The organism is Siminovitchia jepli, assembly GCF_047228825.1.
In the GTDB taxonomy this organism is placed as follows: domain Bacteria; phylum Bacillota; class Bacilli; order Bacillales; family Bacillaceae_C; genus Siminovitchia.
Genome location: NZ_JBFEGN010000095.1, coordinates 1 through 12,968 on the forward strand (window position 1 = coordinate 1; position 12,968 = coordinate 12,968).

At 39.3% G+C, this 12,968-nt stretch carries 12 protein-coding genes and 1 pseudogene; all 13 read right to left on the reverse strand.

All coding sequences use genetic code 11. From position 1 onward, the window contains the following. Positions 1-409: 409 nt before the first annotated feature. The 13 genes and pseudogenes from AB1L08_RS19335 to AB1L08_RS19395 all read right to left on the reverse strand — a co-directional run bounded on the left by AB1L08_RS19335 (position 410) and on the right by AB1L08_RS19395 (position 12,573). Positions 410-940, reverse strand: coding sequence for an aminotransferase class V-fold PLP-dependent enzyme (locus AB1L08_RS19335; protein ID WP_413066276.1), 531 nt, complete (start codon positions 938-940; stop codon positions 410-412). Positions 941-1,274: 334 nt separating this feature from the next. Next, positions 1,275-1,928, reverse strand: coding sequence for an ABC-2 transporter permease (locus AB1L08_RS19340; protein WP_413066277.1), 654 nt, complete (start codon positions 1,926-1,928; stop codon positions 1,275-1,277). Continuing rightward, the gene (gene pmtA / locus AB1L08_RS19345; protein ID WP_489686534.1) at positions 1,912-2,781 is read right to left on the reverse strand and encodes a phenol-soluble modulin export ABC transporter ATP-binding protein PmtA; all 870 of its coding nucleotides are present in this window, start codon (positions 2,779-2,781) and stop codon (positions 1,912-1,914) included. The genes AB1L08_RS19340 and pmtA overlap by 17 nt, the downstream gene beginning before the upstream one ends. Before the next feature lie 11 nt (positions 2,782-2,792). Then, positions 2,793-3,167, reverse strand: a complete 375-nt coding sequence (locus AB1L08_RS19350) for a GntR family transcriptional regulator (RefSeq protein ID WP_413066279.1) — start codon at positions 3,165-3,167, stop codon at positions 2,793-2,795. Positions 3,168-3,493: 326 nt separating this feature from the next. Continuing rightward, the gene (locus tag AB1L08_RS19355; protein ID WP_413066280.1) at positions 3,494-4,789 is read right to left on the reverse strand and encodes an acetamidase/formamidase family protein; all 1,296 of its coding nucleotides are present in this window, start codon (positions 4,787-4,789) and stop codon (positions 3,494-3,496) included. Between the two features lie 364 nt (positions 4,790-5,153). After that, positions 5,154-7,571 carry a heavy metal translocating P-type ATPase gene (locus tag AB1L08_RS19360; protein ID WP_413066281.1) on the reverse strand — a complete coding sequence of 806 codons (2,418 nt, stop codon included), beginning with the start codon at positions 7,569-7,571 and terminating at the stop codon, positions 5,154-5,156. Between the two features lie 105 nt (positions 7,572-7,676). After that, positions 7,677-7,883 (reverse strand): copper chaperone CopZ, encoded by a 207-nt coding sequence (copZ, locus tag AB1L08_RS19365; protein ID WP_413066282.1) that lies wholly within the window; start codon positions 7,881-7,883, stop codon positions 7,677-7,679. A 310-nt stretch (positions 7,884-8,193) separates the two neighbouring features. Further along, positions 8,194-8,499, reverse strand: a complete 306-nt coding sequence (locus tag AB1L08_RS19370) for a metal-sensing transcriptional repressor (RefSeq protein WP_413066283.1) — start codon at positions 8,497-8,499, stop codon at positions 8,194-8,196. A 142-nt stretch (positions 8,500-8,641) separates the two neighbouring features. Beyond that, positions 8,642-8,846, reverse strand: a pseudogene (locus AB1L08_RS19375) (LD-carboxypeptidase); the annotation flags it as partial. A 3-nt stretch (positions 8,847-8,849) separates the two neighbouring features. Next, positions 8,850-9,278 (reverse strand): FosM family fosfomycin resistance protein, encoded by a 429-nt coding sequence (fosM, locus tag AB1L08_RS19380; RefSeq protein ID WP_413066284.1) that lies wholly within the window; start codon positions 9,276-9,278, stop codon positions 8,850-8,852. A gap of 35 nt (positions 9,279-9,313) precedes the next feature. Continuing rightward, the gene (locus tag AB1L08_RS19385) at positions 9,314-10,168 is read right to left on the reverse strand and encodes an AAA family ATPase (RefSeq protein ID WP_413066285.1); all 855 of its coding nucleotides are present in this window, start codon (positions 10,166-10,168) and stop codon (positions 9,314-9,316) included. Positions 10,169-10,663: 495 nt separating this feature from the next. After that, positions 10,664-11,695 (reverse strand): S66 family peptidase, encoded by a 1,032-nt coding sequence (locus AB1L08_RS19390; RefSeq protein ID WP_413066286.1) that lies wholly within the window; start codon positions 11,693-11,695, stop codon positions 10,664-10,666. Between the two features lie 473 nt (positions 11,696-12,168). Further along, positions 12,169-12,573, reverse strand: coding sequence for a VOC family protein (locus tag AB1L08_RS19395; protein ID WP_413066287.1), 405 nt, complete (start codon positions 12,571-12,573; stop codon positions 12,169-12,171). Between the last annotated feature and the right edge of the window lie 395 nt (positions 12,574-12,968).

Sequence of the window (12,968 nt, forward strand, 5' to 3'; positions counted from 1 at the left end):
ATTAATAATATAATATTTAAAAAATAAAAGCAAGGGCCGATTTCTTTTTTAAACCTATGTTTCTGGCATTCATCCCGACATTGAAATGCCAGGGCCTTCTGCCAGTCGCTCGTAAAAATAACCAAGCAGTAATAAACTAATGCCCCCTTTCATAATAAAGTGAAACTTAAATCAGTGAGGTCCACAGGATGTGGGGCATGCAGGCGTTGCCACACGATGTGGCGTTCTTAGCCTGCAATCCTCTAAACCCCCACTGATTGTTAGTTGAACCAATCGGGCTTTTACTGGCAGTTGATCCCCCATTTATCATTCTTGTTTTACCGCAAATTTTTAAGTGGGGGTCTTACTGCCGGTTAAATCGGGATCAACAAACCAGACCTTTTTAAGGTCTGTTTGAGTAAATTCTGTCTTAATCCCCATTTGCCAAGATTGCCAGTTCATCTATTGCATATTTTATGTCATCTTTATTGTTATAGAAATGAGGGGCAATTCTTATTACATCTTTTCTTGCAGAAACAATAATTTCTTTATCTCTTAACATACCTTCCACTTTTGATGCAGCTTCTACATAAAAAGATATCAGACTCGTTCTTTCATCAGCAGAAAATGGCCCTATGAGATTCAATCCTTTTTCTTTTCCATAATGTATGGAGAATTGGGTCAGCTCTTTTAAATAAGTTTCAATTGTACCTACCCCAACATCAAGCAGTAATTTTAGCGCCTCATAAGCTGCATAGGCACTTATAAAAGATGGCGTACCCGTTTCAAAACGACGTGTCCCCACTGCAAAAACAGGATTATAAATTTCAGATGATGCTGCCGGGTCTTGTCCTAGCCATCCAGTAACTCTGGGGTTTAATTGTTCTGCCAATTCTTTTTTTATATACAAAAACGATACGCCAGGAATTCCTAACATGTATTTACGAGATGTTGACTTCAAGTATGCTTTCGCTTTTGGGCTTTTAGCAGGACTTCAGCCCAAAATACGACTTTAGTCTTTGACATTTATGTCAAAATCCACCTGCTTTTTAGCAGATGGTTGTTTAAGTTCTGATTTCTAAGGAGGATATATGATTCAAAAAAAGCTCATTTACGTCTTTTTAGCTGTTGTGATGCTTTTGGTCATTTGGATAATTTTCTCCATAAATCAATCCCTAAGTGGATAGGTACTTCTCAAAATGGTCAGTGGAGAGCAGATTATAACAGGGAAGCCAATGCTCCAAAGGGTCCTCAAGATCTTTATGCACCATCACAAATGCCTCTTTTTTATTTATTTAAAATTCCCTTTTTTGATAAAAGTTTAGGGAAAGAAAATAGGAGAAAATGAGAATGAACGCCAGTGGCACCATTACTATCATAAATAGTCCTGTACCAGAATTATTGTTGAAAAAAGAAATGGCATCTGGACTCCACGTCCATTTATGGCTTAAATAATTGACCAATCCGGCTCCTCCGAATACAAATACGAAAAAAATAATGAGGTTTGCCATTTTCGATTTTAAATAGCCGTACTTAAAGATCAAAGGAAAAGATAATGAACAAAACAAAGTGACAGCAATAATGGCACCCATTACACCTTGAACATTAAAATGGATATCAAGTGGAATATTCAATAAGTCTATCATCAAATCAATAAGATAAAATCCGAGAATGGCGTACACAGCATAAACATAGATAGAGACGTATTTAGAAAAAACGATGGCAGTCCGCTTAATGGGAAGGCTAATCAGAATAATATCACTATTATTCTGATCCTCTAATGCACTTGCCCCTAAAACCAACTGATAGGTTATCGCCAACACCCCAATTGTCAGTCCGGCAGGCCCCATATTTGAAAGTAATGTGATTGTAAAAAAGATCATTAACAGGATCGATAGTTTAAAAGCTCTCTTTTGAATCAAAATATCCTTTTTAATAAGATGAAACACGATGATCACTCCTTCTCGTGTAAAACACCATAATATCTTCCAATGTCGGTTTTTCGACCATCACGGAATCACCATATTGTTTGATGACTTCTTTTTTATTTCTACTCAACGCTTCAAATCCAAAATCGTTTTGTTTAAGGCCGATAAAGTTTTCTGGAAGGTTGTTATTTAATTGGTTTTTACTTCCTTTTACAATACAGTGCTCCTCTAAAAGTTCATCCTTTGTTTGGCTCAATACAATTTCTCCGTTATGAATGAATGTAATAAAATCCGCAATTTTGTCTAAGTCGGAAGTAATATGCGTTGAAAAGAAAATGGATTTGTTTTCGTCCTGCAATAATGATTGGAATACATCCAATAATTCAGATCTTATTACTGGATCTAATCCGGAAGTTGGTTCATCCATTATGAATAGTTCGGCATGATGCGAAAGAGCAATGGCTAAAGAGAATTTCATCTTCATTCCTTTTGACAAATGCTTAATTTGTTTATTGAACGGGAGTTCAAAGTCTTTGGCGTAGCTGTTGAAAATTCCTTCATCCCATCTGCTGTAAAACGGGCTGATGACATCCTTCATTTCTTTTACGGTCAATTCTTCATAAAAGTGATTTTCATCATAAACGAACCCGATTCTATTTTTAATCGTGATATCATTTTGTTCGTTGTCTAATCCAAAAATGTTTATTGCACCGCTATCTTTCTTTATCAAATTCATGATAAGTTTGATGGTCGTGCTTTTCCCGGAACCGTTAGGGCCGATAAAGCCCATTATATATCCTCTTTCAAGGGTAAAATTGATATCTTTTAATGAAAAATCTTTATAGCTTTTCGATAAATTGGTGATTTCCAAAATCTTGCCCACTTTTACCACCCCTCATATATAATTTTGAGCATATCTTGCAGTTCTTCTAAAGTAATACCGGCCAGTTTGGCTGTATGGATGGCTTCCGTCATTTTTTCTTCGATCATTTTTACTTTGGCTTCACGAAACATTTCTTTGTTCATTGCTGCAACATACGAACCCTTCCCGGCAACAGTTACGATAAATCCTTCTCTCTCTAGTTCATCATAGGCTCTTTTAGTTGTAATAACGCTAATTTTTAGCTGCTTTGCCAAATTCCTGATGGATGGGAGCGATTGTGCTTCGGCCAGTTCTCCCTGAATAATTTGCTCTTTTAATTGATTGACAATCTGTAAATAAATGGGTTCATCCGAGGAGTTTGAAATCATGATATTCACTGCATAACATCCCTCTATTCGTTATTACTGTATATGATCAGTATATACAGTGATAACGCCAAAAGTCAATCACCTGTCATTTTTTGACAAAAAAATAGACCTCTTTTATTTAGAGGCCTTTCATTAGTTTTGGAAAAATAAAATTCAGCTCAACACTGCGCTTATTGAAAAAAGATGGCGCAGAAAATCAGCTTTTACTGGCTTTCTGCGCTACCCATCTGTTGTTAGCCTTTCAGGCTCTTTTTAATTAACAGGAAAATTTTGAGCAAAAGCAATTTTTTTAGTCTGTGGTGTTAAGCTTTGTCCCCATTACCACTTCATTATTTTTACAATTTATATTGTTCTTTTACTAAATCTAACAAGCCTTTATTATTTAAATATGATTCAGGGACTAAAAATGTTACGGTAACCACACCAGGATGACGGCCAATTTCAATAGATCCATTAATGGTAGCCCTATTCATCACTTCTGGTACAGTAATATCAAAAAAGTTGGCAGCCCTCTCCATGCCGTTAGTTGTCGCATCATTTAAATTAGCTCCTGTACCTACAAATGATATGGGACATAGATCTTCCAATTCATTCATATTCCATTGTTTTGCTATTTGTTTGGCGCGCAATTTCTCTTGTTCAGTAAAAGGTTTGGCCAAATAAGGCAGATCCTCTTCCACCGGTAAAAGAATGGGACCTTCCAGGTGCATATTTTTTAATACACGGACTTGCAGGTTAACGATACCGGAAACATCTGTCGTATGCCCGGCTATTTCGCCGTCTCCTTGCATGGCATGCATATCTCCGAGATAAACACCGCCGCCTTTTACTTTAACCGGACAAATGAGTATGGCGCCCTCACGGACACGATTTATATCCATATGCCCATCTGTTCTATCCTCAAGCTGCTCTTCTGTAATGCCGTAGTCATGCGGTGCATTAATTAAAAATTGTCCAAAGTCCCCGGCATTATGAGAATCTGGCATCGGCCTTGCAGGAGTAGTACCAAGTTGGCCTAAAAACGGACGGACTCTTGCCATCGTTGCCGGCATATCATGAGGTGCAAATGTCACAATTGGGTTTTGAATGGACTGCTCCGGCGTGCACATAAATTTTCTGCCGTCTTGCGCTATTGTTTCCGCCGCTTCTTTATTGAGGGTAAGCCCCATTGTTTTTTGATCATCAAAAGCAATTGTATAAGCATGTGTAAAGTTAAATGGTGTAATGTCGGTGTCACAATTTTTACAATGGATGGCCGTATGACCAATCCCTTTAATGACTGTATCGGGATTGGCCGTGTTGCAAACCGGGCAAATGGCGGCTACAAAAGGATCTCCATGAAATCGCCCTTCTACTGGTTTATCGTTTCCCGATGCCGTCGCAAAGGAGGTAATTTCTATTGATTTAATATGAATAACAATGGCGTCCCCTACTTCAGCACCTTCCACATACACGGGCTTGGTTACTTCATGTCCCCCTTTTAAGGCAGGGGTTATCATGGGTCCCCAACAACCCGGCGCCGTATTGGCAACGATATGTCCTCCATCTCGAACTGCATATTCCATTTCTTCATTTGGATCAAGAATTCCGTCTGTAAACTTGTTTACAAATACAGTTTGAGTTGCATTCACTATTTGTCAACCTTTCTTTTTTGGTTTATACGTAATGAGCTCCAGTTTGAATGGGTTCCAGGTGCAACCAACTTTTGTATTAGTCTGTATTTCTTGGGCTTCTTCAATAGATTTGTTTCATTATTGCGTAGTCTATATTTTAATACTGTTTACAAAAAGTATACTATACATAGGGAATACTGAACAGCTTATACTCTGATCAAAATGGCCATTCTGAATCACACTACCGCAGAAGGGGTGTCCGTCATGATGGTAAACTAAAAAGTTGCTCTTACTTGTACCTGCGATCTCCACCCCAATATAAACGATGCCAGTAACAAGCCGCGTCAAAGCACTTCGTTTCATAGATGTTTGCGCATAAAAGCTAAGCCTTTAACTTAACCCTCTGCAGTCTGAGTGCGTTGAGCACAACCGATACGGAACTAAATGCCATCGCTGCTCCCGCCAGCCAGGGAGCCAAGAAACCGGCTGCCGCGATCGGGATGCCCAAACTGTTGTATGCAAGCGCCCAGAACAGATTTTGCTTGATATTGGTGATGGTTTTCTTGCTCATGAAAATCGCATCGGCAATTGCTTTTAAATCTCCGCGAATAAGCGTGATATCCGCCGCCTCCATTGCTACATCGGTGCCTGTGCCGATCGCCATTCCGATATCAGCGGTTGCCAGTGCCGGGGCATCATTGATTCCATCCCCCACCATGGCCACTTTTTTCCCTGCCTGCTGCATTTTTTTCACTTCTTCTGCCTTGCCTTCCGGCAAGACTTCAGCAATGACATGCTGAATGCCCACTGGCTTGGCAATCGCATGGGCCGTTTCGGTATTGTCTCCTGTGATCATCACCACATCCAGGTCCATGTCCTGCAAACGGGCAATGGCTTCTTTTGATGTTTCTTTAATCGTATCGGCTACGGCAACGATCCCGGCGTAATGGCCATTTATAGCTACCAGCATGGCTGTCTTGCCTTGTTTCTCCAATTCTTCCATTTTTGGCAGCTGATCTTGTACATCAATATCATACTTTGCCATAAGCCTGCGTGTGCCGACCAGCAGCTCTTTCCCTTTGACCGTCGCTTGTACCCCGAAGCCGGGTATGGCTTCAAATGTATCTGGTGACCCCAATTCAATCCCTTTCTCCTTCATTCCTTCAACAATTGCTTCAGCAAGGGGATGTTCCGAGTTTCTTTCTGCCGTACCGACGAGTGTTAAAAATTCGCCTTTGTTCATCCCTTCTGCCAAAATAACATCTGTCAAGGTAGGTTTCCCATTTGTGACTGTACCGGTTTTATCAAGAATAATCGTATCCAGCCGGTGAGTGGTTTCCAGATGCTCGCCGCCTTTGAACAAAATCCCAAATTCCGCTGCACGGCCCGATCCGGCCATGATGGATGTGGGCGTGGCCAAACCGAGTGCACATGGACAAGCAATGACCAATACAGCGATAAACTTTTCAAGAGCAACCGCAAACTCGCCGGGGCTTATCGCAAAATACCAAACAAGGAAGGTTAAAATCGCTATGCCCACGACAATCGGCACAAAAATCCCCGAGATGACGTCTGCCATGCGCTGGATTGGCGCTTTGGAGCCTTGGGCTTCTTCAACCACCTTGATAATTTGCGCCAAGGCCGTATCTTTTCCGACTTTGGTAGCTTTAATCTTTAGAAACCCATTTTTATTAATGGTTGACCCAATGACTGTATCGCCAATCGTTTTATCAACCGGAACACTTTCCCCGGTCAACATGGATTCATCAAGTGCTGACATACCTTCCACAATTTCACCGTCAACCGGCACTTTTTCGCCCGGTTTTATATAAACGATATCGCCTTGTAAAACTTCTTCAATCGGAATGATCATTTCTTGGCCATCACGAACAACCGTGGCATTTTTTGCTTGCAACCCCATCAGTTTTTTTATGGCTTCCGATGAGCGTCCTTTCGCTTTCGCTTCAAAAAGCTTACCCAAAATGATCAGCGTAATCAGGACCGCACTCGTTTCATAATAAAGTTCGACCGTATGCGCATTGGAACCGATCGACCTGATACTCAGATACAGGCTATAGAAATAGGCGGCTGACGTACCCAATGCCACAAGCACGTCCATGTTCGCACTTTTATTTCGCAACGCTTTAAAAGCTCCAACATAGAACTGTCCGCCTACAATAAATTGGACAGGTGTCGCGAGTGCGAATTGGAACCACGGGTTCATAAACATATCAGGCAGCCAAATAAAAGAGGTAAATTCAAAGTGGCTGACCATGGCCCATAACAACGGAAAAGACAGAATGGCTGAAAAAAGAAACTTCCTTTGCTGTTTTTCTATTTCCTTTTGCCTATGATCAACTTGGTCTCCTGCATTTTCCTGTTTTTGCTCCAGGGTGTAGCCGAGCTTTTTTATTGCCTCTTTCATATCCGAAATGGAAACTTGGTCCGGATGATATTCCACAAGAACGGTTTCCAGCGCGAAGTTGACGGTTGCCTTATTCACGCCATCCATTTTGTTGAGCCTTTTTTCAATTTTATTGGCGCAAGCGGCGCAGGTCATGCCGGAGATGTCAAACTCCACTTTTTCGCTTACGACATCATATCCCAGAGACTGGACTTTTTCCTTAAATTGCGATACGTCCGTTTTTTCAGGAGCGTATTTTATATGTGTTTTCTCAAGCGCAAAGTTCACGTTTGCCTCTTCTACGCCTTCGATTTTTTTCAACCCTTTTTCAATTCTGTTTGCACAGGATGCACAGGTCATGCCTGTAATTTGCAGGGTTGTTTCCTTTTGGCTCATTTCCCTCACTCCGATCTTTTCTATACCGTTACAGGGTATATTTTTTCGATAAATAAATCGTGCTTATGGACAGCACGATCTATTTGCGAATGGCATATTCAGGAGTTACTCCACCTCATACCCTTGCTCTTCAATTTCATCTTTAATTTCTTTCAAGTTGATTGATTTTGAGTCAAATGCAACATCAACTGTTCCCTTATCGAGATGTACTTTTACTGATTTTACACCCGTTAATTTTCCTACATTTCCTTCAATAGATTGAACGCAATGCCCGCAAGACATTCCCTGTACGTTTAATGTAATGTGTTCCATATATCCGTTCCTCCTTGGTTGATTTTTTAATACAACAGAAAATATAAATTGGCGGTTCGCCAATTTATTCAAATCTGGCTTCCTGCTTCCAGTTTCTAAGAAAGAACGCGACAGCGTATTTTCTTATATATTGCAATACCCTCGTTGGGTAGCCACAAACATGCGGGTGAATGAAGATGTTGTTAATTTTTCCTGTTTGGCCGGCAATATTCGTTGGAGCCTATTATGTTTCACAAACTAAATTTACCATACCCCCGTAATGTATGTCAAGCAGAAAAATTGGATGCCAGGCCATCATACTGGCTTTCTCCTATTGGGATTTTGAAAACCGCTTAAATACATCCATCAATTCCTGAATCGCTTCTTCCCCATCTCCATCTTTTATCGCATCGGCTACACAGTGATGGACATGCCTCTCCAGCAATTGTAGGCCGACTTTTTTCATCGCTGCATTGATGGCGGATATTTGCGTGAGAATATCGACGCAATATCGGTCGTTTTCAATCATGCCCTGAATACCGCGTACTTGTCCTTCAATCCGTTTTAAGCGGTTCATTAATTGTTCTTTCTCTTTCATTGGCCTCTGTGTGCGCTTTTCTTCCTCAAAATGATTCATCTCGGATCACCTTCTTCTTTTATAAACAACCGGTTCTTATACGAAACGGGGGTATCATATATATTGTAACATGCAACTCATTCGTTTTCCCGCCTTTTTGGCTGAGTAAAAAATAAGCCGATTTAATTGAAGAGGCCGGATATTACTTCACTCCATTTTCCAAAATCGCGAAAGTCCCTTTATCACAATCAATTTCTGCCAATGCTCCATATGGCAAAATAAACTTGGGTTCGGTATGGCCAAAATTCAAGTTATAAAGAATTGGCAATTCTGCCAAATCAAATTCCATCATGACTTTTTAGAATTTCTTCTTTATACTCATCGTAATATTCCTCATCCAATGGTTTCCTTTAAACATAAAACTCCATATGAGGCTTTTCCTGTTTGTAATAATCCAACCTATCCTGTAATGCGCCGGTATGAAATTCAAACTTATGGCCATCCGGGTCGGTAAAGTAAATCGATTTTTTGTCTCTTTCATCTCTGGGGCGGCCAGTTAAAATGTTTACGCCCAATTGCTTTAATTTGTTATATATTCTATCAAATTCAGCCTCTTCAATCGAAAAAGCAATATGCGTGTATGACTGGCTTATTTCATTACGGGGAATATCTTTTTCTACATTCAGTGCCAGCCACATGCCGTTCAAATCAAAATAAGCAGTGTTTCTCCCTTTAACGAGCAATTTAGCCTCAAATACATCTTGGTAAAATTGAATGGACTTTTCCAAATCAGAAACAGAAAACAAAAAATGATTCAGTCCCTTTACAAACAACTGCATCACCCCATATTCGATTATAATGGTCTTGCTTAACGTCAAAACTCATTTTCATGTTTTTTGAAAAATTCATAGTATGTACGGACATTTTCCAGTTCTGTCCAGCGCCTCACCTTGGCAGGGTTTTCATCAAGATTATAAATTTTCGCCTCTTTCATGGAAAGCAGAAATGGAGAATGTGTTGATATGATAAACTGGCAGCCAAAAAACCGGGCGGAGTCTTCAATAAACTTCATCAATTCCATCTGGCGTTTTGGAGAAAGGCTGTTTTCCGGCTCATCCAAAATATAAAGTCCATTATCGCCAATTTTTTCAGTGAAATATCGAAATGCACTTTCTCCATTAGAATATTCCCTTACATTATCCATCAATTCATTTCTCACAAAACGGGACTGTGTTTTCCTTCTGGCTGCATTGACTTTTTTTAATTGCTCGTAATCTGCCATCGATTTCATCTGAAAACGGGAATATTTTGCATCCAAATATTCCTCAAAAAGCTTTTCCCGTTTTTGGTCAATTCCCTCATTGAGATACCGGATATTCAACATATAGTCAAATACATCATCACTCGTAATAATCCTGCTATTTTCAGGAATGTCCGCTTTAAGCTGCATCTCACACAGATTGACATAATCAGGGAAGAAATTAGATTTATTATAGATTGAATCACGCTTGATTCCTGTTTTTTCTGCTATCACATTCAATGCAGTAGATTTTCCTGAACCATTTCCGCCATATAAAATCGTCACTGGCTCAAAAGCAATCCTTTCCAAGCCTTTTCTGGATAAAATTTTAAATGGATAAAACGAATCATAGCACGTTCTTTTTATTTTCATGAAAAAGTCAAATTCCATATCCTCATTCGGAAATGAAAAAGAATGTAAATAAATCATCATTCCCCCCTTAACAGTTCTTGTTCCATTAGCTCAATTTAATGTTAGGCACTTCGGGCGATGCAATCTAAATTATAGACATTTCTCATTATAACCGAAAACGGTTATTTTTTCGGGTAAATACCGCAGTGCCCATTTTAATGTATTGCGTGAATGGGATGATGAATTATTGTTATTGGCAAAGAACATTTTTGATGAAGATTTCTCTGGGCAAGCCGACGATATAGACCTTCATTTCTTGCCTGCAGATTTGTGTGAGTAAACCACTGGAAGAGGAGAGAAGAAATAAGGAGCGAATGCTTGTTTGTGTTTTGTGGTGGCACCTTAAACGTTAAGAGCCCTCCAAGCGGAGGGCTTCTCCAGTTCGCGGCAATCGGCCTGTTTGTAATCTTACAAATGCAATCCGCCAGTTCCATCGATTTGTTGTTCTGTTACCCATCGCCCATCAGGTGAATCCGTGTAAAAATAAGCCGATTTAGGTTAAGATGCCAGAAATTAATTTACTCCATTTTCCAAAATCGCGAAAGACCCTTTTTCACAATTAATTTCTGCCAATGCTCCATATGGCAAAATAAACTTGGGTTCGGTATGGCCGAAATTCAAGTTATAAAGAATTGGCAATTCTGCCAAATCAAATTCCATCATGACTTTTTGAATTTCCGCCTTATACTCATCGTAATATTTCTCATCTAATGGTTTCCCGAAAATGATTCCATTTGCTTTTTGCAAAATACCTTGTACAGCATAATTTCGCAGCCAATACCTAATAAACTCTGGTTCTGGCTTTTCTTCAGATGTTTCAAAGAAAATAATGCTGTTCTCCCAGTACTTTTTCTCGGGCCAAAATTCCGTTTCCTTTAAAAATTCCAAAACTTCAATACAACCGCCAATTAAACGTCCTTGCACGATACCTGAGCCCTGCAGCAGTTCATATCCGGTGTTCTGTTGCATCCTGCGCCGTTGATTCTTGTTTGATTCTACCCATTCCAAGCGCTCACTCGTCCATTCCTTGGCCGGCTGAATGTTACCGATCACCTCATTTGTAAAGAGTGTTCGATTCACCATTTCAATCGTATACGGATCCATCCTGACGTTTTCGGCAAAATCGGTTAATATCGCCGGACCGTAAAAAGAGGAAACTCCCGCTTTATGACAAAACATGTGTGAAACAGTCACATCCGAGTAGCCCATAAAAATTTTTGGATTTTCACGTATCACATTCAAATCAATATAAGGAAGCAAGCGAATATTATCTTCTCCACCAATATTTGCAAAAATTCCTTTAATGTTCTTATCTTGAAATGCCATCATCAAATCTTCAGCACGAGCTTGCGGATTTTTATAAAGATAGTCACTTCCTTTCAAACTATTCGGCATCGGGATAACTTCAAGTCCAAAAATTTCCTCTAATCTTTTTACACCCTGTTCATATCGCCATCTAAATTCCGGATCACCTGCCCCTCCCCAAGAAGGGCTTACAGTTGCAACACGATCTCCCGGCTGCAATTTTTTGGGCTTGCTTAACACATTAACATCCCCTTAATCACTTATATTGACTATAAGTTATAGTAGATATTCATTTCTACATAATCATTGCATTTCCTGCTTTCATTCAAGAAAGTATCCCTTAACTCAGCCCTAATCATCGAATAACACTACATTGTTATGAGCCCGCAGGGCGTTTTGGAGAAAGGCTGTTTTGCGGCTTATCCAAAATATAAAGTGTAACTTTCCCGGATAAAGTGGAGCTAATCCTAATCTAATCAAAAGAGTTAGAGAAACAGTTCCATTTCATTATTCTTTTTAGTAAAACCCATTTTTCTATATAGGGGTTCACCGTCTTGAGATGCATGCAGCCAAATTCGCTTCACTCCACTTTTTTACTTTCATTATAAGCAATTTTCAAGCAATTTTTTCGCCAAACCTTTTCCGGATATTCAGGAACAGTGTACATATTAAGGATGAGCTCTGCTCTTTATAAAAACAGCATCATTAATTTATTAGACATAAGACCTATTCATTAATACTATTCGCCAACCGTCGGGGTCTTCAATTGTAATCCCCTGTTCTTTCCAGTATCCATTCTCTGGTTCAACCTCGGTATACCCCATTTTCTCTAACCGTTCTGATACTCTATTGATTTCATTTTTATCAGTTATATAAAATACTAAGAGATTATCTTTTGTTGGGGCAGGGCAAGGACTACCATCAATATGGCGGGTGAATTCTAAATGATAGTCAACATCTGGCAATCCAAATATGACTCCTTCATAACCCCTATGCCCTTTAAATTGTTGAATTTGCTTAAGTCCCAAACCATTTTGATAAAAATCAATGATTTCTTCAAATTTATCAGTAGGTCTTGCTATTCTTACTTGAGCTGCAGTGAAGTCCTTGAATTCCAACTTTAAAACCAACCTTTCTTAATAGAATTTTTTTACTTTAAGGTGCTTTCTTATTACACAATCTCGTCCTGTTCACAAAAACTGAGCAAGCCCATTTAATATTCCGGAATTTCGCCTGATAGTTGAGGAGTTAGCTTATTTTCTCTGATACTCCACATAAAAAGATCAAGAAACTTTTCATCCCCAAAATGTATTAGTTTATATATAATATAATACAAATGCTTATGTCATATATACAGCCGTTAACTTTATTAGTCAATTTTTTCTAATAAAAAATTCATGTTTTTCATTTACACCCAAAACCAATTGTTGGGTAAGACCTTAATCCGTGACAAAATTTAGCTAAAATGCATCCAAAAGCTGGTGAAATCAGGTATAATACCCAAAAAAGATAA

Bases quoted from the DNA above. Each gene is read 5' to 3' on its own strand.
- AB1L08_RS19360 (WP_413066281.1), bottom strand. From the start codon at position 7,571: ATGAGCCAAAAGGAAACAACCCTGCAAATTACAGGCATGACCTGTGCA.
- copZ (WP_413066282.1), bottom strand. From the start codon at position 7,883: ATGGAACACATTACATTAAACGTACAGGGAATGTCTTGCGGGCATTGC.
- AB1L08_RS19370 (WP_413066283.1), bottom strand. From the start codon at position 8,499: ATGAATCATTTTGAGGAAGAAAAGCGCACACAGAGGCCAATGAAAGAG.
- fosM (WP_413066284.1), bottom strand. From the start codon at position 9,278: ATGCAGTTGTTTGTAAAGGGACTGAATCATTTTTTGTTTTCTGTTTCT.
- AB1L08_RS19385 (WP_413066285.1), bottom strand. From the start codon at position 10,168: ATGATTTATTTACATTCTTTTTCATTTCCGAATGAGGATATGGAATTT.